The 25874-nt window shown below is 57.8% G+C and carries 25 protein-coding genes; 16 read left to right on the top strand and 9 right to left on the bottom strand.

Annotation, left to right across the window (positions count from 1 at the left end; translation table 11 throughout):
- Positions 1-671: 671 nt before the first annotated feature.
- From AC6I7J_RS15100 to AC6I7J_RS15085, 4 genes are all read left to right on the top strand, one after another.
- Entirely contained in the window at positions 672-1649 is a 978-nt protein-coding gene (locus AC6I7J_RS15100) for a glycosyltransferase family 2 protein (RefSeq protein WP_283341808.1), read from the top strand.
- Between the two features lie 16 nt (positions 1650-1665).
- Positions 1666-2973 (top strand): oligosaccharide flippase family protein, encoded by a 1308-nt coding sequence (locus AC6I7J_RS15095; protein WP_058758004.1) that lies wholly within the window; start codon positions 1666-1668, stop codon positions 2971-2973.
- On the top strand, positions 2970-3965 hold the full coding sequence (locus AC6I7J_RS15090; RefSeq protein ID WP_498006076.1) for a glycosyltransferase family 2 protein: 996 nt from the start codon (positions 2970-2972) through the stop codon (positions 3963-3965). Before AC6I7J_RS15095 ends, AC6I7J_RS15090 begins: the two co-directional genes overlap by 4 nt.
- A gap of 399 nt (positions 3966-4364) precedes the next feature.
- Positions 4365-5654, top strand: a complete 1290-nt coding sequence (locus AC6I7J_RS15085; RefSeq protein ID WP_498006074.1) for an HAAAP family serine/threonine permease — start codon at positions 4365-4367, stop codon at positions 5652-5654.
- Positions 5655-5753: 99 nt separating this feature from the next.
- Here AC6I7J_RS15085 and AC6I7J_RS15080 read toward each other — a convergent pair whose 3' ends face one another.
- The 4 genes from AC6I7J_RS15080 to dbpA form a co-directional block, all read right to left on the bottom strand.
- Positions 5754-7310: a methyl-accepting chemotaxis protein gene (locus AC6I7J_RS15080; protein ID WP_414057308.1), complete on the bottom strand. Its 1557-nt coding sequence runs from the start codon at positions 7308-7310 to the stop codon at positions 5754-5756.
- Positions 7311-7545: 235 nt separating this feature from the next.
- Positions 7546-7914, bottom strand: a complete 369-nt coding sequence (locus AC6I7J_RS15075; RefSeq protein ID WP_498006072.1) for a hypothetical protein — start codon at positions 7912-7914, stop codon at positions 7546-7548.
- 508 nt (positions 7915-8422) lie between these two features.
- Positions 8423-9385, bottom strand: coding sequence for a chemotaxis protein (locus AC6I7J_RS15070; RefSeq protein WP_021507259.1), 963 nt, complete (start codon positions 9383-9385; stop codon positions 8423-8425).
- A gap of 141 nt (positions 9386-9526) precedes the next feature.
- Positions 9527-10906, bottom strand: coding sequence for an ATP-dependent RNA helicase DbpA (dbpA, locus tag AC6I7J_RS15065; protein WP_278708103.1), 1380 nt, complete (start codon positions 10904-10906; stop codon positions 9527-9529).
- 391 nt (positions 10907-11297) lie between these two features.
- Between dbpA and AC6I7J_RS15060 the strand changes: the two genes are divergently transcribed.
- Positions 11298-11495 (top strand): hypothetical protein, encoded by a 198-nt coding sequence (locus AC6I7J_RS15060; RefSeq protein ID WP_010618157.1) that lies wholly within the window; start codon positions 11298-11300, stop codon positions 11493-11495.
- Between the two features lie 109 nt (positions 11496-11604).
- Here the strand turns inward: AC6I7J_RS15060 and AC6I7J_RS15055 are convergent, their stop codons facing one another.
- Together AC6I7J_RS15055 and AC6I7J_RS15050 are read right to left on the bottom strand one after the other, a co-directional pair.
- Positions 11605-12966, bottom strand: coding sequence for an amidohydrolase family protein (locus AC6I7J_RS15055; RefSeq protein ID WP_498006070.1), 1362 nt, complete (start codon positions 12964-12966; stop codon positions 11605-11607).
- Between the two features lie 89 nt (positions 12967-13055).
- Positions 13056-13916, bottom strand: coding sequence for a LysR family transcriptional regulator (locus AC6I7J_RS15050; protein ID WP_498006068.1), 861 nt, complete (start codon positions 13914-13916; stop codon positions 13056-13058).
- 87 nt (positions 13917-14003) lie between these two features.
- On the opposite strand from AC6I7J_RS15050, the gene AC6I7J_RS15045 reads away from it, so the two are divergent.
- The 6 genes from AC6I7J_RS15045 to yniD all read left to right on the top strand — a co-directional run bounded on the left by AC6I7J_RS15045 (position 14004) and on the right by yniD (position 19703).
- A complete protein-coding gene (locus tag AC6I7J_RS15045) occupies positions 14004-15176 on the top strand; it encodes a cyanate transporter (protein WP_152391320.1) in 1173 nt (390 codons plus the stop codon).
- 227 nt (positions 15177-15403) lie between these two features.
- Positions 15404-17053, top strand: coding sequence for an L-lactate permease (gene lldP, locus AC6I7J_RS15040; RefSeq protein WP_021507254.1), 1650 nt, complete (start codon positions 15404-15406; stop codon positions 17051-17053).
- On the top strand, positions 17050-17835 hold the full coding sequence (gene lldR / locus AC6I7J_RS15035; protein ID WP_021507253.1) for a transcriptional regulator LldR: 786 nt from the start codon (positions 17050-17052) through the stop codon (positions 17833-17835). Before lldP ends, lldR begins: the two co-directional genes overlap by 4 nt.
- Entirely contained in the window at positions 17835-19025 is a 1191-nt protein-coding gene (lldD, locus tag AC6I7J_RS15030) for an FMN-dependent L-lactate dehydrogenase LldD (RefSeq protein ID WP_058769356.1), read from the top strand. Before lldR ends, lldD begins: the two co-directional genes overlap by 1 nt.
- Before the next feature lie 62 nt (positions 19026-19087).
- Positions 19088-19516, top strand: a complete 429-nt coding sequence (locus AC6I7J_RS15025; protein ID WP_498006064.1) for an OsmC family protein — start codon at positions 19088-19090, stop codon at positions 19514-19516.
- 79 nt (positions 19517-19595) lie between these two features.
- Entirely contained in the window at positions 19596-19703 is a 108-nt protein-coding gene (yniD, locus tag AC6I7J_RS15020; RefSeq protein WP_021507251.1) for a small membrane protein YniD, read from the top strand.
- 111 nt (positions 19704-19814) lie between these two features.
- Here yniD and AC6I7J_RS15015 read toward each other — a convergent pair whose 3' ends face one another.
- Both AC6I7J_RS15015 and AC6I7J_RS15010 read right to left on the bottom strand, forming a co-directional pair.
- Positions 19815-20054 (bottom strand): hypothetical protein, encoded by a 240-nt coding sequence (locus tag AC6I7J_RS15015; protein WP_021507249.1) that lies wholly within the window; start codon positions 20052-20054, stop codon positions 19815-19817.
- 111 nt (positions 20055-20165) lie between these two features.
- Positions 20166-20489, bottom strand: a complete 324-nt coding sequence (locus AC6I7J_RS15010; protein ID WP_125310664.1) for a hypothetical protein — start codon at positions 20487-20489, stop codon at positions 20166-20168.
- Positions 20490-20547: 58 nt separating this feature from the next.
- On the opposite strand from AC6I7J_RS15010, the gene AC6I7J_RS15005 reads away from it, so the two are divergent.
- From AC6I7J_RS15005 to AC6I7J_RS14985, 5 genes are all read left to right on the top strand, one after another.
- Positions 20548-20733: a hypothetical protein gene (locus AC6I7J_RS15005; RefSeq protein ID WP_021507248.1), complete on the top strand. Its 186-nt coding sequence runs from the start codon at positions 20548-20550 to the stop codon at positions 20731-20733.
- 208 nt (positions 20734-20941) lie between these two features.
- Entirely contained in the window at positions 20942-21250 is a 309-nt protein-coding gene (locus tag AC6I7J_RS15000) for a PTS sugar transporter subunit IIB (protein WP_031279665.1), read from the top strand.
- Positions 21251-21338: 88 nt separating this feature from the next.
- On the top strand, positions 21339-22655 hold the full coding sequence (locus AC6I7J_RS14995) for a PTS sugar transporter subunit IIC (RefSeq protein ID WP_498006062.1): 1317 nt from the start codon (positions 21339-21341) through the stop codon (positions 22653-22655).
- Positions 22655-22969, top strand: a complete 315-nt coding sequence (locus tag AC6I7J_RS14990) for a PTS lactose/cellobiose transporter subunit IIA (protein WP_010618140.1) — start codon at positions 22655-22657, stop codon at positions 22967-22969. Before AC6I7J_RS14995 ends, AC6I7J_RS14990 begins: the two co-directional genes overlap by 1 nt.
- 12 nt (positions 22970-22981) lie before the next feature.
- The gene (locus AC6I7J_RS14985) at positions 22982-24421 is read left to right on the top strand and encodes a glycoside hydrolase family 1 protein (RefSeq protein WP_498006060.1); all 1440 of its coding nucleotides are present in this window, start codon (positions 22982-22984) and stop codon (positions 24419-24421) included.
- Between the two features lie 51 nt (positions 24422-24472).
- On the opposite strand, the gene AC6I7J_RS14980 is transcribed toward AC6I7J_RS14985, so the two are convergent.
- Complete coding sequence (locus AC6I7J_RS14980) at positions 24473-25852, bottom strand: NAD-dependent succinate-semialdehyde dehydrogenase (protein WP_021507244.1); 1380 nt, start codon at positions 25850-25852, stop codon at positions 24473-24475.
- Positions 25853-25874 lie beyond the last annotated feature (22 nt).

The following is a 25874-nucleotide window of genomic DNA, read 5'->3' as shown; positions in this document are numbered from 1 at the left end:
TGCAGTCCGGCTGCGATAGCCGGACTGAATTAACGCCACTTGCACCTCGCGCCGCGCAACACACATCGCGGCGTAATAAAAGTGCAGGGCATACAGCAAATATCGTTAATGTCGTAACGCTCGTTGGGAAGGCCCGTCGAAAGATGCACCTTTTCAACCACGGTCGGCAGTTCCCGTTCTCCTGATGCGGCAAAAAATAGCTGGAGAGATAGCGCCGATCAGGATAACGAATAAAACCTCTATCTGATAAATGTTTTACCCGGCAGCAACGCAATAAATACGTTGCTGTGCAGGAAGCGTTGGGGCTAACTGGCTGATAAATCACTGAACTCTGCGGAGTGCAGCGCCCCTTCTTTACGCATGAAAATGCACCAAAGAGAATTCCAGCACGCTGGTCGCTGTAAGCCAGGGGCGGTAGCCTGCGGTTTTTATCCTTTAAATCGCCAGATAAACCTGACCTGAATATATAGCGAAATTCTTATCTGGCGCCAGCGAAAAATAGACGTGTTCCGGCGGTCATATTTTGCTGAGGAAACTCTGAAAACAGCGGTGTATTAATGTTAAGCCGGATGAAAGCATAGGCCGTTAAACGTTAAGCATTAACGGTTCAGTATCAATTTTTATTTTGTCACGGCGGGTTCAACCCGCAATAAATTATGTTTTGAGGTCATATGCAAACTCCCGTTAACGACGTGCTGATTAGCGTCATTGTGCCGGTGTATAACGCCGCAGCTTATCTGGAAAGATGCATCGACAGCCTGCTGCAGCAGGATGAGGTTCGCTTTGAGGCCATTTTTATTAATGACGGCTCCAGCGATGACTCGCTGGCGATCCTGCAGCGTTACGCCGGTTATCCGCAGTTCCACCTTATCAGCCAGGCCAACGCGGGCGTCTCGGCGGCGCGCAACCGGGGCATTCACGCCTCGCGCGGCCGGCTGCTGTGTTTTTTAGACGCCGATGACTTTCTGCCGCCCCAGGCCTTCTCGACGTATGTGCGGCTGATGAGTAATGAAACGGCGATGGTGGTGGGCGAGTCACAACACTTCAACCCGGACGGTGCCCCGCTGGATTTTCCCGCCAACCGTGAACAGGCGCACGCGCTGTCGGTGTCGGCGGCGATTAACGATCTGCTCTATTACCATCCGCGCCACGGTATCTGCGACAAGGTGTTTCGCGGCGACGTCATTCGTCAGCACCGGCTACGGTTCAACGAAGAGATCGCCAATTTCGAAGACCTGCTGTTTGTCATGAACTACCTGCATCTGCAGCAGGATCGCCAGATAGTGATGACGCAGCGGGTGGTTTATCACTACGTCAAATCCCCGCATTCCGCCACGCGTTCGGCGCTGCGGGAAAAACATTTCTCTTTTGCCCGCTCGTTCAGCGGCATGAAAGCATTTTTATCGAGCCAGCATTATCGCTGTTATTACCACCTCTATTTAAAAGTCACGGCGTCTTACATCCACAAAGGGCTGCACAGCGACAGCCTGAGCCGCGCCTTTATTGATGAATACATCACGCTCTATCGCCGCAGTTTCCGCAGCTGGTGCTCCGCCGGACCGCTATTAAATCCGTGGAGCCTGTACTTTGCGCTGTTTTTCATTAGCCCGCGCCTGGTTTCACGGCTGCGCCGGCTGGCAGAGAAATAATCGCACCGGAGGCGTTGTGAAAGACAAATTAAAAAACTCCATGTGGATGATTGCCGAAAAGCTGATTGCGGTATTCGGCCTGATCTTTGTCACCTCCTACGTGGCGAAATACGTCGGGCCCACCACCTTCGGCATTATCTCCATCGCCATGCTGGTATTTCAGTTTATTCAGACCATCGCACTGATGGGCAGCGATGTGATTTTGCTAAAACGCATCGCGCAGAATCATCACTCCGGCCTGCGCCTGATGATGGCGACCTTCCTGCTGGTACTGGTGCTGTATTGCGTGCTGTCGATTGTTGGCATGGCGATTATGGAAGAGGAGTGGAGCGCCGACGCGCTGGTCTTTATCTGCGCGGCAGCCATTGCCTGCCTGTTCTCATCCATTGACCTGGTCAATATTTACAATGAAGCGAGGCTCAACGCGCGTCTCAATGTGATTGCCAACGTCATTGGCCTGGCAATCAGCCTGACGGTGCGCTTTCTGATCTCCTATTACCAGCTGGAACCGGCCTGGCTGGCGATTCCGATTGTGCTCGCCACCTTTATTCCTTTCACCATCAAGTTAACGCTGTTTTTGCTGTATGAGCGGCGTGCACCGCTTCCGGCGCTGCGCCACGTGAAAAAGTATTCGCGCTATATGCTGGTGTCCGGCATGTCGCTGATCTTCTCTGCGATTGCCGTTGCGCTCTATACCCGCGTCAACCAAATCAGCGTCTCTTATTTTCTCGGCGTGAAAGAGGCGGGCATTTTTTCCGTGGCGCTGACGTTGTCGACCGCCTGGGTATTTTTACCCAGCGCGCTGCTGGCGTCGTTTTATCCGGCGTTTTTTGCCGAGCGTAATGACCAGCAGGCGATCGTCAAAGCGCAGAAATTGCATCTGCTGGTGATTGGCGTTTCCGCTGCGGTAATTGTGGCGATCTGGCTGCTGTCGGGCTGGTTTATTCGTGACTTCTACGGTGAGCAATATCTTGATGCGGTCGCGCCAACGTTATTACTCAGCCTCGGTGCGATGTGCGCGGTGCTGAGCAGCGTCATGGATCGTTTCATCATTAAATATAACGGCTACCGCTATCTGGTGAAGAAAACCTTCGCGGTATTAGTGATTTGCCTGCTGTCGTCGCTGCTGCTGGTGCCACATTTCGGTTTAACCGGTGCCGCCATGAGCGTGGTATTAACCGAGTTTTTATCGTTCTCCCTGCTGAATTACTTTTTCCCGGCACAGCCGGTCATGCGTATTCATCTGATCTTTTTCAACCCCAGGAAACTATGGCAGCTCTTTAGCACTATCAAAACCTCAGACAGTAAAGAGAGTTTATCATGAATGAAAAAACGCTATTTAGTATTATCATTCCCGTCTTTAACGCGCAAAACACTATCCGGCGTACGTTGCAAAGCGTATTAAATCAAACCTTCAGTAGCTATGAAATTATTGTTGTCAACGATGGCAGTCGCGATAACAGTGCCCGGATTTTGCAGGAGTTTGCTCACCATCCGCAGGTTACGGTGCTTAATCAAATTAACGCAGGCGTCAGTGCGGCACGCAATAGCGGGCTGCAGCAGGCCAGCGGGGAATATGTCCTGTTTCTCGATGCGGATGACTGGGTTGACGATAACTTCCTGATGAGTTTCAAACTCAATCTCAATGCCTGGCCGGCCGAATCGGTGGACTTAATGGTTGGCAATCTCAACGACAACCGTATCGGCAAAGTCTCGCAGGCGGGATTCTTCAGCCAGCAGGATATTCCTTACGTGCTGGGCGAGCTGGAGATGAGTGACAACATTGGCTATCTGCATAATAAATGTTATCGCCGCCAGATTATTGACGATCTTCATCTGCGCTTCATGGAAGGCGTCTCGATGAGTGAGGACCTGCTGTTTAACCTGAAGTTTTTCAGCTGCGTCAGTAATTTTTTGATCACTCCAGGCGCGGCTTATCACTATGAGGATGTGGCGGGATCGCTGTCGAAACGTAAAGTGCAGTACAGCGAACTGAAAGTGCGTAAACAGTCGCTTACCGATTTGTACGATTCGATTGTGGAAAAGTACGCGTCGGGTAATCTCGACCATTTTTTAAAAGCGATCTCGAAACGCGTGCTGGCACTGGATATGCAGATTGTCACCGCTATGTATCACGCCTCGTTTTCACCTGCTGATATTGCGCAGGAAATTAATCAAATCAAGCGCGGAAAATATTCTAAAGGTATTTTTACGCTGCTGAATAAAAATGAAAAACTGAAGTACATGATTATGAATTTGAATACTATCACAGCGTACTATTTCCTTTATGCCCTCTATAGAATGCGGGCATTCTGATTTTCAATTCTCCCGGCGTTATCCTCTGGCGACGTGCTGCATTGCCCGAGGCTAGCTGCCGGGGGAGTTTCCTCCACAGCGCTCTGCTGCAGGCAACACCCCCGCACTTCATTCTCCCGCTCACGTCCACTTCGCGCTGTGTCTTGCACTCCTGACGCTTCTCAGGTCAAATAGCGCCCCAGGCAATCGATTGCGTGCGTGTTTCGTGCGTTATTGTTGCTTTTATCGCCATCTCGCGCATTTTTACCGCCTTTGTGATGCATGTCTTGCGTTGCGGCAATCCACGCCGGGCAAAAACGGGTAGCATAGGCGCGTTTTGTGAAGCGACCGCACGCTGCAGGCCGCCGCGAATTTTTAGCCGTCGTTCCGGCTGCATTTGAGACAATTTTGGAGAGACAGATGGATAACTCACAAACCGGTACCCTCGGTACGGTGGAGGCGGCAGCTACCGGCTGGCGCAAGAGTGATACGGTGTGGATGCTGGGCCTGTACGGCACCGCGATTGGCGCAGGGGTACTGTTTCTGCCGATTAACGCCGGCGCGGGCGGGCTGATTCCGTTACTCATCATGGCGATTCTCGCCTTCCCGATGACCTTCTTTGCTCACCGTGCGCTGACGCGCTTTGTGCTCTCCGGCAAAAATCCCGATGCGGATATCACGGACGTAGTGGAAGAGCATTTCGGTGTCGGCGCCGGTAAGATCATCACGCTGCTCTACTTCTTTGCCATCTACCCGATCCTGCTGATGTACAGCGTGGCGATCACCAATACCGTGGACAGCTTTATTGTGCACCAGCTCGGGCTGGTATCGCCGCCGCGTGCGCTGCTGTCGCTGATTTTGATCGCTGGCATGATGACGGTGGTGCGCTTCGGCGAGCAGATGATTGTCAAAGCGATGAGCGTGCTGGTGTTTCCGTTTGTGGCAGTGCTGATGTTGCTGGCTGCATATCTGGTGCCGCACTGGCACGGAGCGGCGCTGGAGACCTTATCGTTTGCACAAAGCGGCAGCGACAGCAGTATCTGGATGACGCTGTGGCTGGCGATTCCGGTGATGGTGTTCTCCTTCAACCATTCGCCGATTATCTCGTCTTTTGCCGTGGCGAAACGCGCCGAGTACGGTGCCGGCGCGGAGAAAAAGTGTTCACGCATTCTCGCCAGCGCCCATCTGATGATGGTAGTGACCGTGATGTTCTTTGTGTTCAGCTGCGTGCTGAGCCTGTCGCCCGCCGATTTACAGGCAGCAAAGGCGCAGAACATCACCATTCTCTCTTATCTGGCGAACCACTTTAACGTGCCGATGATTGCCTGGATGGGGCCGATTGTCGCCATCGTGGCGATCACCAAATCGTTCCTCGGCCACTATCTGGGCGCGCGTGAAGGCTTTAACGGCATGGTGGCGAAGTCGCTGCGCAGCCGCGGCAAAACCATCACACCGCAGAAAATGAATCGCCTGACCACGCTGTTTATGCTGCTGACCACCTGGCTGGTTGCCACACTGAACCCGAGCATTCTCGGCATGATTGAGACGCTGGGCGGGCCGGTGATTGCGATGATTCTGTTCCTGATGCCGATGTACGCTATTCATAAAGTCCCGGCGATGCGCCGGTACAGCGGCAAAATCAGCAACCTGTTTGTGGTGCTGGTGGGGATTCTGGCGATTTCATCCATCGCTTATTCGCTGATGAATTAACAGCAGGACGCGGTGCGCCGGACCCGATGCGCACCGCCATGACAATGCCAGCGACACTGAACGGCCCCGTCTGACGCATGCAGAACGGGGCTGTCTGTTTTAAACCGCAGCGGTTTTAAACACGCTCATCGACTGCGCCAGACGATCGGCCTGCTCCTGCAGCGCCTGAGACGCAGCGGACGCTTCCTGTACCAGCGCGGCGTTCTGCTGCGTCACCGCTTCCATCTGCGTAATGGCCTGATTGATTTCACTGATGCCGCTGCTCTGTTCACTGCTGGCGATGGTGATTTCGCTCATGATCTCCGCCACGCTGCTTACGCTATTGACCACTTCACCAATGGTTGAACCAGCGTGCGTCACCAGACGGCTGCCTTCATCCACCTTCGCCACTGAGTCTTCAATCAGCACTTTGATCTCTTTCGCCGCGGAGGCAGAACGCTGCGCCAGGTTACGCACTTCAGTGGCGACGACGGCAAATCCGCGACCCTGTTCACCGGCGCGCGCCGCTTCGACCGCCGCGTTGAGCGACAGGATGTTGGTCTGGAAGGCGATAGAGTCAATCACGCTGATGATGTCGACAATCTTCTTCGAGGAGAGGGCAATCGCCTCCATCTTCACAATCACCTGCTCCATCACTTCACCGCCTTCTTTGGCGACGCCGGAGGTTTTCGCCACCAGCGAGTTGGCTTCGCGCGCATTGTCGGCGTTGTGCTTCACGGTAGCGGTCATCTGCTCCATCGCGGACGCCGTCTCTTCCAGCGAGCTGGCCTGCTGTTCAGTGCGCGAAGAGAGATCGATGTTGCCGCTGGAGATCTGGCTGGACGCCACAGCGATGGTGTCGGATCCGGCGCGTACGTCGGAAACAATGGTCAGCAGGTTATCGTTCATCGCCTGCAGAGCCTGCATCAGCGCGCCGGTTTCATCTTTGCTGCGTATTTCAATGCGCGAGCTGAGATCGCCGGCAGCGACTTTGCTGGCGATGGTCACCGCTTCATTCAGCGGATGCACAATCGAGCGGGTCAGCAGCCAGCCCATCACCACGGCAGCGAGAATGGCGAGCGCGGAGAACACCAGCGTGACTTCAATCGCCGTGGTGCCATCATCAATAATGCCGGCGCCTTCCTGCTGAAGCTGCGAGGACTGGGAATCAGCAAACGCCACCGCCAGGTCGAGGTAGGCATTCTGCACGGCGGTAATTTTTTTCAGCACGTAGTAGCTGGCGTCATCGGCTTTACCGGCCCGCACCAGATCCAGCACCTCATTTTTCTCTTGTTCAAACTGCTGACTGGCAGCCAGCAGGCTGGCAATTTTCTTTTTGCCCACGGCGGTAATCTGAATCGCTTCGATCTTCTTCATCGCCGCGTTGGTACGGGCGGTGGCGTCTGCCAGTTGCTGAAAGCGCTGCACGTTGAACTGCGGTCGGGTGGTATCGATGACGATGCCACGCAGGTATTTGATCTGATCGTTGACGCCATCGCGCACGTCAAAGCCGAGCCGCACTTTTACATAGCGATCTTCCACAATCGAGGTAATGCCGCTCTTGATGTTGTTGATCTTCATGATTGAGGTAATACCAATCACCACCAGTAGTGCCACCACTAAACCAAAGGCGATGCCCAGGCGGACGCCGACCTTCATATTCTTTAAGCTCAACATTGGATCTCCCCGCAATGCCAGAATGCTGTTGTGTTAAAACGGAAACGCAGACGATGGGCCTGCAATATGTCGATGATGTGTAAAGGAAAGATTTTTTGCCGTTGCGACGAGACGGGTCTGGCGCCACCAGCGCAGGCGCTAAAGTTATCGGTTGCTAATGTTTTAACTTTAATTTTTTAGGGATTTGTCACAAAACGGTTAACAGGGCTTAAGGTTGATTAATCACTGGTCGTAATTAGGTGGCGTCACGGCCTGTGCCGGTGCGCAAAATTGCGCACCCTACAAAAACGCGCAGAGGCGGATGCGATATCTGCATTATCCCGTCGCACAAACCGTAGCGGCGCGATTCATCGCGCATTTCATTTCCCGCACCGCGGCGGAATGCGCAATAAATTGCGCCGCTACCACCCGTGCGGTTATCAGCGGCATCACATGGAAGGAATATCTGCATTATCCTGTCGCACAAACCGTAGCGGCGCGATTCATCGCACATTTCAATCCCCGCACCGCGGCGGAATGCGCAATAAATTGCGCCGCTACCACTCGTGCGGTTATCAGCGGCATCACATGAAAGGGATATCTGCGCGAGAAATCGCGCCATCATGATTCATTGCGAATGCGATATCTGCATTATCCCGTCGCACAAACCGTAGCGGCGCGATTCATCGCGCATTTCATTTCCCGCACCGTGGCGGAATGCGCAATAAATTGCGCCGCTACCCCCCGTGCGGTTATCAGCGGCATCACATGGAAGGAATATCGGTCACCCATGCGGTTATCAGCGGCATCACATGAAAGGAATATCTGCAAGATAAGTCGCGCCATCATGATTCATTGCGGATGGGATATCTGCATTATCCCGTCGCACAAACCGTAGCGGCGCGATTCACCGCGCATTTCAATTCCCGCACCGTGGCGGAACGCGCAATAAATTGCACCCCTGCAAAAAACACGCAGAGACCCTGTAGGGTCACCATTCATGGTGACCTAAGACGATTAATAGATCAGTAAGACAGGATAAATACGCCGTTACGCTAATGCAGCGGATGACAGGCGAGCGGGCACAAAAAAGGCGCGAACATCGCGCCTGAGGGGATAATCGGGGCAAGCGCTTAGCGCTTCTTCTCCAGCACGCGATAAATCACGCTGGAAAGCTCGTTGATTTCAAACTTTGCGACGTAACCGTCAGCGCCCACTTTGCGCACGTGATCTTCGTTGGCGCTACCTGAGAGCGAAGAGTGAATCACCACCGGAATCTGCCGCAGTGCGTCGTCGCGCTTGATGTTGCGCGTCAGGGTAAAGCCGTCCATCTCCGGCATTTCGAGGTCGGTCAGCACCAGCGCGATTTTGTCGTGAATCGACTCGCCGTTAGCCTGCGCTTCTTTCTGCATCTCGCTGATTTTAATCCACGCTTCAAGCCCGGTATTGTGCATGATGGCCGGAATGCCCATGCTTTTCAGCCCCTGTTCCAGCAGCTGACGCGCCACTTTGGAGTCTTCAGCAACAATCGCTACCTGGCCGGGTTTAAGGTTGAAATTCTTCGCCGTCTCTTCGCTCGGCTCAACGCCACGCACCGACGGAATGATGTCATACAGAATCTGCTCGACGTCGAGCACCAGCGCCAGATTGTTGCTCTGACCGTCGGTGTCCAGACAGGCGATGCTGGTGATGTTACGGCTGCCGATGCCCGCTTCCGCCGTGTGCACCTGATTCCAGTCGAGACGCACAATGTTCTCCACCGATTCCACCGCAAATGCCTGGGTGCTGCGCGCGTATTCGGTCACCAGCAGCAGGTTGAGGCCGGTTTCCGGTTTGCAGCCGGTTACTGCCGGCAGGTCGATTACCGGAATAAACTGGCCGCGAATGCTGGCCATGCCGAGCAGCGGTGAATTCATGCCGGCGGCGCGGGTAATGGTCGGCATCGGCACAATTTCACGCAGTTTAAATACGTTGATGCCGTACAGCTCAGACTTGCCTTTCAGCCGATCGGAACCCAGCCGGAACAGCAGCAGTTCGAATTTGTTAGAAAGCGCAAGGTTGGCGCGTTCATCGATCTCTTTCTGAAAATTATCCATTGTGGCCTCGGGGCAGAATCTGGGCGGAGTAAAGGGCAGGGCAATAGCGCCATGATTAACTTATCGGCAGCGGAGAAAAAAAATGAAGGGAAGGGCGATGAAAATTTAGCGTAAGGGCGATCGCCCTCACGCTCACGACAGTTACTTCAGCAGAATCGCGCGCACACTTTTGCCTTTGATCTTGCCCTCTTTCAGCTTGATCAGCGCTTTCTTCGCCTGTGTGGCGTCGATGGCGACATACGCATGGGTCGGGGTGAGATCGATTTTACCGATCTGATCGCCGCTGAAACCGGCTTCACCGGTCAGGGCGCCCAGAATATCGCCGGGACGCATCTTGGCTTTACGCCCACCGTCAATGCACAGCGTCATCATCGCCGCCGGCAGCGGCTGTGCGCCTTTGCCTTTCAGCGTGCTGGCCGGCTGCCAGTTGAGCTTCTGCTGCAGGTAATCTTCCAGCGCATGAGCGCGCACCATTTCGTCGGCCGCCACAAAGCTGACCGCCAGCCCCTGTTCGCCGGCGCGGCCGGTACGGCCAATGCGGTGAATGTGCACTTCCGGATCCCACGCCAGCTGGAAGTTAACCACCAGTGCCAGCGATTTAATGTCGAGGCCGCGCGCGGCGACGTCGGTGGCGATCAGCACGCGGATGCTGCCGTTGGCAAAGCGAATCAGCACGCGTTCGCGATCGCGCTGTTCCAGATCGCCGTGCAGCGCCAGCGCGCTGATCTGGCGATCGTTGAGCGCGGCTGCAATCTCATCGCATTCCCGTTTGGTGTTACAAAACACCACGCAGGAAGCCGGTTGCTGCTGGCTGAGCAGGGCGCTGAGCAGGTTGATACGCTCGCTGGCGCTGGCTTCAATAAACTGCTGCTCAATCGCCGGCAGTTCCGACTGCGCTTCGGTCGCTACTGCCAGCGCATCGCGCTGAAAGCGCTGACTCAGGCTGGCAATGGTATCGGGCCAGGTGGCCGAGAACAGCAGCGTCTGACGCGAATCCGGCGTAAAGCCAATGATGGCTTCCATGTCGTCGCGGAAACCCATCTCCAGCATGCGATCGGCTTCGTCCAGTACCAGGCTCTGCAACTGACTTAAATCGAGATTGTCACGCTTGAGGTGATCGAGGATGCGCCCCGGCGTGCCGACCACAATATGTGGCGCGTGCACCAGCGAGTCGCGCTGCGCGCTCATTGGCTGGCCGCCGCACAGCGTCAGGATCTTGATATTGCGGGTGAAGCGCGCCAGCTGACGCAGCACGTTGCTGACCTGGTCGGCCAGTTCACGCGTCGGGCACAGCACCAGCGCCTGGGTATGAAAACGCCCGCTGTCGATGCGGTTCAGCACGCCAATACCGAAGGCGGCGGTTTTGCCGCTGCCGGTTTGCGCCTGCGCCCGCACATCGCGTCCGCTAAGGATGGCTGGCAGGGAAGCGGCCTGAATCGGCGTCATGGCGTTGAAGCCCATCTCGCGCAGGTTGTCGAGCTGGCTGGCAGGCAGTTGCGTCAGGGTAGAAAAAGCAGTCACAGGAGCATCTCAGGTAGTAGCAGGAATAGCGGCGGCCAGTCTGGCAGAAAGGCGGGCTATCGGCAACGGCAATTGCGGCAATAATCACGCGGCGAAATTAGTCAGCCGTTGCGCTTTGTCAGGTCAATGATGAGGTGCAACTATCGCAAAGTTTTAATGAATGTTCCGAATTTCACACGAGGCAGCACGAACGGTAAAAACGCTTTTTCGAGGGAAAAAATGATATTAGCGGCAGGTAAGCGGCAATATCGCCGCATGTTACGGCTATTTTCAGTAAGATTTCGCTTATATGTTACCTGTTACGCGGAAAATCTGAGTAAAAATCCTAACCGCTTTGCTTTATATTTAGCGCGCCATTTGGCAATTAATAATTACTTCAGAGGTCACCTCATTGAGTCACTATGTCCAGGGACAAAACGAAGACGTTCTGAAAATCGTCGGCCGCGCCGTGCTAACGCTGCATCTGCATGGAGAGACGTTATCCTCCGATAAAGTCAGCTCCATGATTGCCTGTTATGCGGAAGAAGAGCCTGTTAATGACGATGAGCACCAGCGCCTGTATGCGCTGGCGATTCAGATGTTGTCTTAAATCCAGCATTATCATCGGGCTTGCCGCGCCGGTGTCACCTTCCAAAGCCTCCTGCGGGAGGCTTTTTTCTGGCCGGGTCTGGCGTGCTGGTGCTGGCTGCGATGCGCCTTCAGGCGCTGAATACCGGCGTGCCGCGCTGGAACGTAGCGCGCACCGGCGCAATGCGCGCCACGGCTTCCGCCGAGCAGCTGGCGTCGACCAGCATCATACTGGCTTCATCCTGCAGCTGCGGCCACTGGCGCTCACCGCTATTGGCGAGCGGCAGAATGCCGCCGGTGGCGATATGCAGCGCGCGGCTCAGGCCAAACTCATCCGAACCGCGATACAGCTGGGCATACAGATTGGCTTTCTCCAGCATGCTGCCGGTACCGAACGGCGACCAGTGATCGATCACGCTGTCGGTGCCGGTCATCACCGTCACGCCCGCTGCCTGCAACTGCGGCAATGGCATCGTCAGCTTGCCAATCGGAATCGTTGACGCCACGCTCATCTGCTGTTCGGCCATGCCGGCGATAATTTCATCCAGCGCCTTACCTTCCAGCGTGGCGAGCGCGAAACCGTGACTCAGCGTCACTTTGCCTTTCAGCTGCGGGTTACGGGCGATAGTGGCGATCATGTACTGAATGGCTGCCACGCCGGCGGCGCTGGTCTCATGCAGGTGAATATCCACGCCGCGATCGTAATCCAGCGCGATGCGGAACATCGCATCAAGTGAAGCCTGCATGGCACCATCCACGTTGGTGGGATCCAGCCCACCGACATACTGCACGCCGAGCTGCATCGCCTCACGCATCAGACCATCGACCTGCGAATGCAGCAAACCATGCTGCGGAAAGGCGACGATCTCACAGCGAAACGCCGGATGGTTGGCCAGCGCCAGCTGCAGATGTTCGAGACTTTTCAGGCCACTGACCGGATCGATGTTGCAGTGGCTGCGCGCTTCGGTGCTGCCTTTACTGTGCAGCAGGCCAATCAGCGCTTCGGCGCGCGCCTGCGAGGTTGGTAGCAGCTGGGGAATCAGCACCTGCTCGCGCGCAATCATATCCATGATGGTCTTGCCCTGCCGCGGGCGCGGTGCCTGCCATGGTCCGCCGTAGAAGGTTTTATCCAGATGGATGTGCATGTCCCGCGTGCGCGGTAACAGCAGCGCACCGCCGGCATCCCACTGCGGCAGGGCAGGCTGGCACGCCTGGCCGGCGGCGCTAATGGCGCTGAACTTGCCTTCTTTAATGGTGATGTCGTACAGCGCGGTGCGGGTGGCGACTATCTCCGCGCCGTCGCGCTCAAATCCCTCTTCGAGGCGCACATTCAGCAGCTGATAGTGCGCCACGGCAGGCGGCGGTGTGGACGAGACCGGCGGTGTGTCGGGGCGGGCGGCGCTGCTCATGCCAGCCATCATCAGGCTGCCTGCGGCAGTAAGGCGCACGCCGTGGCTGAGGAAATCACGTCGGCTGGAAGCGGTCAGAGGCATCGGAAACTCCAGGCAAAAGGAAAAAACCTAATCTGGCAAAACCGACGCCGCCGCGCTGCGATATTTCCCACTGCCTGGCAGTGGAAAAATCACTGCCACTGTAGCTGGCAGAATTGCACCAGCGCAGCGGCCAGCGCCTGTTGCAGCGCATCCTGCGGCTTACGGCAGAACAGCGCCAGCTCAAAATGGCTGATCACTGGTAAACCCTCAGCGCTGCCCAGCACGCGGTGACCGGGCAGGCGGCAGCTGGCGGGCAGCAGCGTCAGGCCGAGACCGGCGGCGCTGGCGCTGGCGAGGGCCACCAGGCTGGCGCTGCTGTAGCTGATGCGCCAGCTGCGGCCGAGCGCATCCAGCGTCTGACACATCTCTTCGCGATACAGCCCCTGCTGCGGAAACACCACCAGCGGCAGCGGCGTCTGGTCAAAGCAGGGGTGTTCGGCACTGTCCAGCCACAGCAGTGGCTCGGGCCGGCCGGCCAGCGGGCGATCGCCGCCCGGCTGCTTGATCAGCATCAGATCCAGCTCTTCGCGCTGCCATGCGCGGTGCAAATCGACGTACATGCCGCTCATCACGTCAAGACGCAGCTGCGGATGCTGTCGGCTGAATCCGGCCAGCAGGCTGGCGGTCGGGGCGGCAAAATCCTCCGGCACGCCAATGCGCACAATGCCGTCGCGCCACTTATCGCTCAGCACATCGTGCGCTTCACCGTTGAGGGCGATAATGCGCCGCGCGTAGCCGAGCAATTTTTCTCCCTCTTCGGTCAGCGCCACCTGATGTGAGGTGCGCTGTAACAGCGCTTTACCCACCATCTCTTCCAGTCGCCGCACCTGCTGACTGACCGTCGACTGTGACAGGTGCACACGCTCGGCGGCGCGGGTAAAGCTGGCGGTCTCGCACACCGCCACAAAGCTTAATAGCTGCTGCGGCGTAAACATTGGCTGACGATTCATTTATCCACTGCCCATCATGGTGTTATTTCATTTCCAAATAGTACTGTCTGCTGCGATGCTGACAACCTTTTCACTGCAGGATGGGTTATGAACCGACATGCCAATACGTTAACGCTGGCTGCGCTGGTGCTGGCCGGGCTGAACATGCGCCCGCTGCTGACCTCGGTCAGTCCACTGCTGGGCCAGCTGCGCCACAGCCTGCATCTGTCAGGGCTGGCCGCCTCGCTGCTGCCGGCGGTGCCGATGGTGATGATGGGCGCGGTGGCGCTGTTCAGCGCCAGGCTGATGCAGCGTGTGGCCTTAAAGCCCTTACTGCTGGCTGGGCTGACGCTGCTGCTGCTGGCGCTGGCGGCGCGCGGCGTAATCGACAGCGGCAGCGGGCTGGTGCTCAGCGCGTTGTTTGCCGGCATCGGCGTCGGCGTGGTGCAGATGGCGATGCCGGGACTGATTCGACAGCGTTTTAGCCGGCGCAGCGCGGCGGTCACCGGGCTGTGGGCGGGCGCGCTGATGGGCGGCGGCGGACTGGGCGCGGCGCTGTCGCCGTGGCTCAGCGCGCAGCTTGGCGTACCGCTGGCGCTCAGCGGCTGGGCGCTGCCGGTGCTGCTGGCTATCCTGCTGTGGCTACTGGTGCGCGTGCCTGCCGCGCCGGATGCCGCGCAGGTAACGCTGCCGCCGCTGTGGCGTAAGCCGCGCGCCTGGTCGCTGGCGCTGAGCTTTGGCCTGGTCAACGGCGGCTATGCCACCTGCGTGGCCTGGCTGCCGGATGCGTATCACCGGCTGGGCTGGTCGGCGCAGGCCGGCGGCTCGCTGCTGGGCGTGATGATTCTGAGCCAGGTTGCCGGCGCGCTGCTGATGCCGCTGCTGGCGCGCGGTGCCGATCGCCGTCCGCAGCTGATTGTCAGTCTGCTGTGCCAGCTGGCCGGGATGAGTGGGTTTCTTTTTGCGCCACTGCTGGCGCCGTGGCTGTGGGCCGCCATCGCCGGCTTCGGCCTCGGTGCCGCGTTCCCGCTGGCGATGGTGCTGGCGCTCGATCATCTGCCGCAGCCGCAGGCAGGCGCGCGGCTGGTGGCCTTCATGCAGGGCGCAGGATTCATCATCGCCGGCTGCATGCCATTTATTGCCGGTCAGCTGCAGGTGCTCACCCACAGCTTTGCCAGCGTCTGGCTGATGCAGGGCGTCGTGACGCTGGGGCTGATCGGGCTCAATCTGCGCTTTCACCCGCGCAGCTATGCACGCGCCTTTGGTTCTGCAGCACGCTGATTGGTCCTACCAACGTTATAAAAATGTAGCCACATGGTCACATAACACGAAAAATCACGCCTGCCGCGTTGCTTTGGGTTAACAATGCATTAACTATCTGGAGCCAGAAAGCCCGTCAGCCGCAATGTGGTCCTACCAATTGTGGTGCGGAACCGGGCAACAATCTGCGGCGCACGCCTGCTTTTGCCGATGCGCCGCATTCCTCTGGTGACCTCTGGAGAAACGGCATGCAGGTGTGGCAACAAAACTACGATCCGCTCAACAATTTGTGGCTATCCAGCCTGGTGGCGGTGATCCCGATTGTTTTTTTCTTCTTCGCGCTGATTAAGCTCAAGCTGAAGGGCTATCAGGCCGGTACGATCACCGTGGTGCTGGCGCTGCTGGTGGCGCTGTTGCTGTACGGCATGCCGGTGCCCCAGGCGCTGGCGTCGGTGGCGTATGGTTTTTTATACGGCCTGTGGCCGATTGCCTGGATCATCGTGGCGGCGGTATTTGTCTACAAGATCTCGGTGAAAACCGGCCAGTTCGATATCATTCGCGCCTCGATTCTCTCCATCACGCCAGACCAGCGTTTGCAGATGCTGATCGTCGGCTTCTCGTTTGGCGCGTTTTTAGAGGGCGCGGCAGGCTTTGGGGCACCGGTGGCGATCACCGCCGCACTGCTGGTCGGGCTGGGCTTTAATCCGCTCTATGCCGCCGGCCTGTGCCTGATCGTCAATACCGCGCCGGTGGCATTCGGCGCGATGGGGATTCCGATCATCGTCGCCGGTCAGGTCACCGGGCTGGACAGCTTCCAGATTGGCCAGATGGCGGGACGCCAGCTGCCGTTTCTCACCCTCATCGTGCTGTTCTGGATCATGGCGATCATGGATGGCTGGCGCGGCATCAAAGAGACCTGGCCGGCGGTGATGGTGGCCGGCGGCTCGTTTGCCATCGCCCAGTACCTCAGCTCTAACTTCCTTGGCCCGGAGCTGCCGGACATCATTTCGTCGCTGGCTTCGCTGATCTGCCTGACGCTGTTTCTGCGCCGCTGGCAGCCGGTGCGCATCTTCCGCTTTAAAGAGCCCGCGCCAGAGGCTGCGCCCTCAGGGACGCAACGCTACACGCTGGGGCAGATTGTGCGTGCCTGGATGCCGTTCCTGTTCCTTACCGCGACCGTAACGCTGTGGAGTATTCCGCCGTTTAAAGCGCTGTTCGCTAAAGGCGGCGCGCTGTATGACTGGGTGTTTAGCGTGCCAGTGCCGCTGCTGCACGAGCTGGTGGCACGCATGCCGCCGGTAGTGAGCGCAGCAACGCCGTATGCGGCGCTGTTCAAATTTGACGTGGTCTCCGCCACCGGCACTGCGATTCTGCTGGCGGCGGTGATTTCGGTGATTTTCCTGCGTATGAAGCCGGCGGCGGCGCTGCGCACCTTTGGCGAAACCCTGAAGGAACTGGCGCTGCCGATCTATTCCATCGGCATGGTGCTGGCCTTTGCGTTCATCTCAAACTACTCCGGGCTGTCGGCCACGCTGGCCCTGGCGCTGGCGCACACCGGCCAGGCCTTCACCTTCTTCTCGCCGTTCCTCGGCTGGCTGGGCGTCTTTCTGACCGGCTCCGATACCTCTTCCAACGCGCTGTTCGCCGCGCTGCAGGCGACCACCGCACAGCAGATTGGAGTGTCGGATGTGCTGCTGGTGGCCGCCAATACCACCGGTGGCGTCACCGGTAAAATGATTTCGCCGCAGTCGATCGCCATCGCCTGCGCCGCCGTGGGGCTGGTGGGGCGCGAGTCCGATCTGTTCCGGTTTACCGTTAAACACAGCCTGATTTTTACCTGTATGGTCGGCGTGATCACCACGCTGCAGGCGTATGTCTTTACCTGGATGATTCCATGACTGAACCCACACCGCGGCTGGCGGATACGCTGCGCGCGCGTCTTGGCGCCTGGATTGAAGAGCATCAGCTGAAACCCGGCATGCGTTTACCTTCGGAGCGTGCGCTGGCCGCCCGCTTCGGCGTGTCGCGCTCGTCGGTGCGTGAGGCCATCCAGCAGCTGATCAGCAGTGGCGTGCTGATCAGTAAACGCGGCGGCGGTACCTGGCTGTGCGAGCCGCAGGAGCCGTGGTCAGAACAGCGCATCGTCGAGCCGATTCGTCAGTTGCTGGCCGCCGATCCTGACTACCGCTGGGATATTCTTGAGGCGCGCCACGCGATTGAGGCCAGCACCGCCTGGCACGCCGCGCAGCGCGCCACCGAGGCGGATAAAGAGCGGCTGCGCTATGCCTTTGACGCGCTGATACAAATGAACGACTGCGACGATCCCGAACTGGCCGCGCAGGCGGATCTGCGCTTCCACCTCGCCATTGCCGAAGCCTCGCATAATCTGGTGCTGCTGCAGACCATGCGCGGATTTTTCGATCTGTTGCAATCCTCCGTGCTGCACAGCCGCCAGCGTATGTACACCCAGCCGGTGATTTTCAACCAGCTCAACGCCCAGCATCAGGCGATGTTCGATGCGGTGATGGCGGGCGACGCCGACGCGGCGCGCCAGGCGGCGATGGATCACCTCGGCTTTGTTCACACCACCATGAAAACGCTGCATGAAGACGAAGCGCGCCAGGCCCGCATCACGCGGCTACCGGGCGCCACGCAGGTTACCCGTAAGGAAGACAACTGATGATTATTTCTGCTGCCAGTGACTATCGCGCCGCGGCGCAACGTATCCTGCCGCCATTCCTGTTTCACTATCTGGACGGCGGGGCCTACGCAGAACATACCCTGAAGCGCAACGTGGCCGATCTCTCTGACGTGGCGCTGCGTCAGCGCGTGCTGAAAAACATGGCTGAGCTGAGCCTGGAAACGCGGCTGTTCAATGAAACGCTGTCGATGCCGGTGGCGCTGGCGCCGGTCGGCCTGTGCGGCATGTACGCGCGACGCGGTGAAGTGCAGGCGGCGCGCGCAGCAGCGAATCGCGGTATTCCATTTACCCTGTCGACGGTGTCGCTGTGCCCGATAGAAGAGGTGGCACCGGCGATTAACCGTCCGATGTGGTTTCAGCTGTATGTGCTGCGCGATCGCGGCTTTATGCGCAACGCGCTGGAGCGGGCCAAAGCGGCAGGCTGCTCGACGCTGGTGTTCACCGTCGATATGCCGACGCCGGGCGCGCGCTACCGCGATGCGCACTCCGGCATGAGCGGCCCGCATGCCGCGCTGCGCCGTTACTGGCAGGCGGTCACCCATCCGCAGTGGGCGTGGGACGTCGGGCTGCACGGGCGTCCGCACGATCTCGGCAATATCTCCACGTATCTCGGTAACCCTACCGGGCTGGAAGATTATATCGGCTGGCTGGCGAACAATTTCGATCCGTCGATCTCGTGGCAGGATCTGGAGTGGATTCGCGAATTCTGGGAAGGGCCGATGGTGATCAAAGGCATTCTCGACCCGGAAGATGCGCGCGATGCGGTGCGGTTTGGCGCCGATGGCATCGTAGTCTCCAACCACGGCGGACGTCAGCTGGATGGCGTGCTGTCGTCGGCGCGCGCGCTGCCGGCCATCGCCGACGCGGTTAAGGGCGACATCACCATTCTGGCCGACAGCGGCATTCGTAACGGGCTGGATGTGGTGCGCATGATTGCGCTGGGGGCTGACAGCGTGCTGCTGGGACGCGCGTTTATCTATGCGCTGGCGACGCACGGCCAGCGCGGCGTGGAGAATCTGCTAAGTCTGGTTGAGAAAGAGATGAGGGTGGCGATGACGCTGACCGGCGCGAAAACCATTGCGGACATCACGCAGGATTCGCTGGTGCAGGCGAATGCGCTGCTGAGCGAAGCCGGACTCAGCCCGGCGCGCCCGCACGCGGTGCGCTAAGCCAGGCAAAGCGCCGGCTCTTGTCTATACTGAATAGCTGTCTGACTAACAGGAGGAATGACATGACCATTCATAAGAAAGGATTGGCCCATTGGGAAGGCGACATCAAAGGCAAAGGTACGGTTAGCACTGAAAGCGGCGTGCTCAGCAACCAGCCATACGGTTTTAATACCCGTTTTGAAGGCGAGAAGGGCACCAATCCGGAAGAGCTGATTGGCGCGGCACACGCCGCCTGCTTCTCCATGGCGCTGTCGTTGATGCTGGGCCAGGCCGGTCATCCACCGAAAAGCATCGACACCACCGCCGATGTTTCACTGGACAAAAAGGGCGACGGCTTCGCCATCACCAAAATTGCCCTCAACAGCACCATTGCGCTGCCGGGCATCGATGATGCCAAATTTGATGAAATCATTCAGAAAGCCAAAGCAGGCTGCCCGGTGTCTCAGGTGCTGAATGCCGAAATCACCCTCGACTATACGCTGAATAATTAATCGCCCTCACGGGTGACCAGCGGTAGACTATGCGATGCGCCTGCGGGCGCATCGTTGCTTTCTGCTGTCTGGAGGAAACGTGGCAAAAAAACTGGCTGCGACAAAACACTGGAAGATGATTGTGGTGTTGCTGTGCATCTGCGGCGCGCTGATGCTGATTCGCTGGGCGGCGATGATATGGGGCTAAAGGATTGGGTATGCCGCCACAAGCTCGGGGTGCTGGTGATGATTATTCTGGTGCTGGAACTGGTGCACTACCTGCTGACGGCCTCGTGGCTGCCGTGGCAGTTCTGACGCCTCAGGCATATTCGCCGTCATGCTCATGCTGGCGCAGATTGCGCACGCTGCTGCGCGCAATGCGGTAGGCCTTGCGCGGATCGCCCGCGACAAATTCAAAGGTGGGCGAATAGTAAAACGGCAGCCAGCCGCCGAAGCCGCTCTCCCACTCCCAGCGCACCGGACAGGGCCAGAGAATGCCGTCATACAAAATGTAATAAACCCAGCGTCCGTTGGGACGACGGGGGCGAGTTTTTTTCATGGGATTCACAACTGTAATAGTGTAAAGCAGCTTATATTTTGAACGCTGCGGGCCCAGGTTGCAATGCCGTCTGGCTGTTTTTTATGCAATTGATGACGCACTGGCACCGAATTAACGGTGCACTTCCCCACAAAGCAGCACCACGTTCGGCCGGACTTTATGGATGCGATCGGCCATCTGTTCGCAGGCCACTTTCGTGGGGTAAATCCGCTCCGACACCGGCAGGGCATCACAGGCATCGTGGCCGCAGGCACTCACTAACAAGACAAAACCAATCAACATAACCGACTCCTTCTGCACCATTCCCGTGGTACGGAATGCGTGGCTGTGTGTTCCTTTTTTTGATCCAGTATAGCTAAACGCCTCAGGCGTCAATGAACAGCCTGAGCGGCTTTTTTGTCCGAACAGGATGATGATAACCAGCGCCGCGCCCATTAGCAGCACAATCTGGGCTAAACTGTGCGGCACTGACAACAATAAGGAGTGATATCTGATGTCTCATGAAATTGCCCATCCGGCCAGCAGCCCAAAACAGGCCGCCCTGCAACTGGTCATCGAACTGGTGCGCGCCGGTAAACTGAGCCCGCTGCACGGCGATGCTTCCAATATGATCTCCATCTACGAGCAGTTCAAGGCACACTTCGAAGCCGACAAGCAAAAAGATTCCGCCATCTCCTGACGTTCTGCCCCCGGTGGCGCGCTGTGTCTGGCCGCGCCACTGTTCCCCGACTTTCACATAATCTCTTCCGTTTATTATTGCATCCCGATTAAATTTGCAGCGCGCTTTTTGATATTTCTCACAGATCCGTAACGCAAATCTGAAACCGGTTGCAGAAAATCTTTAGCACGGGTATTCGTTAATTAAACCCCACACTGAGGATTGAATGATGCCAAAGATTCTACTCTGCTGCGCCGCCGGGATGTCCACCAGCATGGTGGTGCAGAAAATGGAGAAGGCCGCCAAAGAGAAGGGCGTCGAGGTTGAGATAAAAGCCGTTGGCATTGAAGAGTTTAACGATCAGATCGCGAACTTTGACTGTTGCCTGCTCGGGCCGCAGATTAAATACAAACTGGCGGACTTTCAGCCGCTGGCGCAGCAGCTAAATAAGCCTATCACTGTGATTAATAGCATGGATTACGGCATGATGAATGGCGCGAAAATATTAGATGATTCGCTAAAGCTGATTCACGCCTGACGATTGTTCCGAAAATAAAATAATTGTTTACGCTTGTGCGCCAATGCACAGGCTTATTCTGTTGTTGCCTGATGCAAGGAGCTCGCCGATGAGCAGCATAAGCGAATCGTTATTTGGTGTGATTGAAAACCGCATCAGCCCGCTGGCCGGACGCCTCTCCAGCCAGCGCCATGTGATTGCCATCCGCGATGGATTTATCGCCTCGATGCCGTTTCTGATTGTGGGCTCGTTTATGCTGCTGTTTGCCCATCCGCCGTTCTCAGCTGACAGCTCATGGGCGTTTGCCCAGTGGTGGCTCGGTATGGTGCGCGCGCATGAAGCGCAAATCATGATGCCGTATAACATGACCATGGGCATCATGGCGCTATATATCGCCAGCGCCATCGCCTATAACCTGGCGAACAGCTACAAAATGAACGGCTTTATGGCGGCCAGCCTGGCGCTGATGGCGTTTCTGGTGGTGGCCGCGCCCCAGAGCAACGGCACGCTGCCGGTTGGCTCACTCGGCGGCGAGGGCATTTTCACCGCGATTCTGGTGGCGCTGTTCGCCACTGAGCTGATGCACTTCCTGCAAAAGCACAACATCGGCTTTAAGCTGCCGGAGCAGGTGCCGCCCAAAATTCGTCAGTCGTTCGATCTGCTGATCCCGATCATCGCCATCTTCATCACGCTGTTTCCGCTCAGCCTGTGGGTGCAGGCGCAGTTTGGCCTGCTGCTGCCGCAGGCGATCATGGCGCTATTCGCACCGATTATCTCCGCCTCGGATTCGTTACCGGCGGTGCTGGTGGCGGTGCTGCTGTGCCACATGCTGTGGTTCGCCGGCATTCACGGTGCGGTGATTGTCGGCGGCATTCTGCAGGCGTTCTGGCTGACTAACCTCGGTCTCAACCAGCAGGCGCTTAACGCCGGTGAGCCGATCACGCACGTGTTTATCGAGCCGTTCTGGCAGTTTTTCATCGTTATTGGCGGCTCCGGTTCCACCATGGGGCTGGTGCTGCTCTACCTGCGCAGCCGCTCGGCGCATCTGCGCTCGATTGGCAAGCTGAGCATTGTGCCCAGCATGTTCAACATCAACGAGCCGGTCATCTTCGGTTCGCCGGTGGTGATGAATCCGATTCTGTTCATTCCGTTTATCTGCGCGCCGTTAGTCAACGCCACGCTCGCCTGGACAGCCACCAAAACCCATCTGATTAACCACGTGGTGTCGCTGGCCCCCTGGACCACGCCGGCACCGATCGGGGCGGCCTGGTCGACCGGCTGGGACTGGCGCGTCATCGTGCTGATTGTCGTGCTGGTAACCATCGCCACGCTGATTTACTACCCGTTTTTCAAAATTTATGAGCGGCAACTGCTGCAGCAGGAGCTTGAGCAGGCCGCCGCAGCGCAACCGGTTAAGGAGGCATGATGGAAATTGATGAGAGCACGGTCATGGAACTGATCATTCAGGCGGGAGAAGCGCGCTCCTGCTCAATGGAAGCGCTGCGCGCGGCGCGGCGCAAAGAGTGGCCACGCGCCGATGCGTTGCTGAGCGAAGCCAGCGAGGCGGCCAGAGCCGCGCACCGTATCCAGACCGAATTGATTGGTGCCGACGAAGGCTGCGGCAAAATTCCGGTCAATCTGATCATGGTGCATGCGCAGGATCATCTGATGAACGCCATGCTGTGCCGTGAACTGGCGGAAGAGATCATCCAGCTGCGGCGCGAGCTGGCTGCAGACTAACAAGGAGGCAGTATGCAACATCCTAACCCCGGTGCGTTTCCGCACGGCTTTCTGTGGGGCGCTTCAACCTCGGCGTATCAGGTCGAGGGTGCCTGGAACGAAGACGGCAAAGGGCCGTCGTTGATCGATAAAGGCCATTTTCCTGAGGGGATGACGGATTTCACCGTCACCAGCGATCACTATCATCGCTTCCGGGAAGATATCGCGCTGCTGGCGGAGCTGGGCCTGAAAACCTATCGATTCTCTATCGCCTGGAGCCGCATCTATCCGCAGGGAGACGGCGAGCTGAATCCGGCGGGCATTGCGTTTTATCAGCAGCTGATTGATGAAATTTGCCGCTACGGCATTGAGCCGCTGGTCACGCTCTATCACTTCGACCTGCCGTGGGCGCTGCAGCAGGATGGCGGCTGGTCAAACCGGCGTACCGTGGCCGCTTTTGAGCGCTTCGCCATCACCTGTTTCGAGCACTATGGCGACCGGGTGAAATACTGGCTGACCATCAATGAACAGAACATGATGATCCTCAAAGGCGAGGTGATTGGCACGCTGCCGGCCGGCACGGTGGATGCGCAGAAAACGCTGTATCAGCAGAACCACCATATGATGCTGGCGCAGGCCAAAGCGATGATTGCCTGTCACCAGCGCTTGCCGCAGGCCAAAATTGGCCCGGCACCGAACATCTCCTGTATCTATGCCGCCAGCGCCAGACCGGAAGATGTGCTGGCCGCCGATAACTTTTCAGCGATCCGCAACTGGCTCTACCTCGACCTGGCGGTGCACGGCCATTACAACAACGTGGTGTGGGCGTTTCTGCAGCAGCGCGGCTGGCTGCCGCACATTGAGACAGAGGATATGGCGACCATCGCCGCCGGCCAGCCGGACTTTATCGCCTTCAACTATTATGCATCGGCCACCGTCAGTGCTGACATGCCTGAGGTCGCGCGCGGTGAGCTGAACAGCAAGCAGCAGGCCGACCAGCAGATGGCCGGCATCGACAAATCGGTGTACGTCGGCTGCAACAATCCGCATCTGCAGCAGAATCAGTTTGGCTGGTATATCGATCCGGTCGGTTTCCGCATTACCGCGCGCGAGATCTACGCGCGCTATCGCCTGCCGCTGATTGTGACAGAAAACGGTCTCGGTGCGTTCGACACGCTGGAGGCGGGGAACAAAGTGTATGACGACTATCGCATTGCCTATCTGCGTGAGCACATCACTCAGCTGCGGCTGGCAATTGCCGATGGCGTCGAGCTGTTTGGCTACTGTCCGTGGTCGGCCATCGATCTGGTCAGCACCCACCAGGGCATCAGCAAACGTTACGGCTTTATCTACGTTAACCGTGATGAACACGATCTGCGCGATCTGGCGCGCTATCGCAAGAAGAGCTTTTTCTGGTATCAGCAGTTGATCCGCAATAACGGCGCACAGCCTGATGCGGAGGTGGAATACTAACGCGCGGCGCGGCGGCATCCCGGCTGGGTCGCCGCCGCGCCAGTAGCGTGATTAGCGGTGTTGTCCCGCCATCAGCACATATTTTACCTGCACATACTCTTCAATACCGTAATGGCCGCCCTCGCGGCCGTAGCCGGAGTGCTTGATACCGCCAAACGGCACTGACGCCGTTCCGACCGAGCCGGAATTGAGGATCACCATGCCGGCTTCCAGTTTTTTCGACAGGCGGAAAGCGCGGCCAACGTCCCGCGTCCACGCATAGGCCACCAGACCGTATTCGGTGTCGTTAGCGCAGCGAATCACCTGCTCTTCATCACTGAAACGGTACAGGGCAAATACCGGTCCGAAAATCTCGGTGTTGTGCACGGCAAACGAGGCGTCCAGATCGCACAGGATGGTGGGTTCATAGAACAGCCCGCCTTTCGCGTGTGGCTTGCCGCCGAGGCGCAGCGTCGCCCCCTGTGCAACCGCATCATCCACCAGCGCGGTGACTTTATCGAGCGCCATGCGGTTAATCAGCGGGCCAACCACAAATTCCTGCTGCATACCCTGATCGACACGGATCTCACTGACTGTTTTCACCAGTTGCTGCACAAAGGCATCGTAAATCGCGTCATGCACAAAGATGCGGTTAGGCGAAATACACACCTGGCCGGAGTTACGCAGTTTGGCGCTGACCAGCCCGGCCACGCTCTCTTCCAGCGGGCTGTCGGCGAACACGATAAACGGCGCGTTGCCGCCCAGCTCCATGGTCATCTTTTTCAGCGTGGCCCCGCACTGCTGCGCCAGCAGTTTGCCGACGCGGGTAGATCCGGTGAAGGAGATTTTGTGGATGCGCGTATCGCTGGTAAAAGCTTCGCCGATGGCTTGCGGATCGCCGGTCACCATCTCAAACACGCCCGCGGGAATACCGGCCTGACGTGCATACTCCAGCAGTTTATACGCGGTAAGCGGCGTCTCTTCTGCCGGTTTGATGATCATGGTGCAGCCTGCGGCCAGCGCGGTAGCAATTTTGCGGGTGATCATCATAAACGGGAAGTTCCACGGCGTGATGGCCGCGGTCGGGCCGACCGGTTCTTTTACCACCAGCACGGAGGCGTTAGCATCGTGCGACGGCAGGGTATCACCGTTGACGCGTTTGGCCTCTTCCGCATACCACTCAATAAAGCCGAGACCGTACTCGATTTCGCCCAGCGCTTCGCTCAGGCATTTGCCGTTCTCCCTAACCATCAGTTCAGCAAACAGGTGCTTATCGGCGCGTACCAGATCGTACCAGCCACGCAGCAGGTCGCTGCGCTGTTTCGCGCTTTTTGCCGCCCATGCCGGAAACGCGGCACAGGTGCGATCGATAGCGGCCGCGACCTCGTCGTGGCGCATGAACGGTGCTTCGCCGACGAGGCTGCCGTCGGCAGGATTGGTGACTTTAATCATTCCAGTGTGCTCCAGTGTCAGA

The organism is Type-C symbiont of Plautia stali (assembly GCF_059730935.1).
This window is presented reverse-complemented; position numbering and strand designations above follow the sequence as displayed.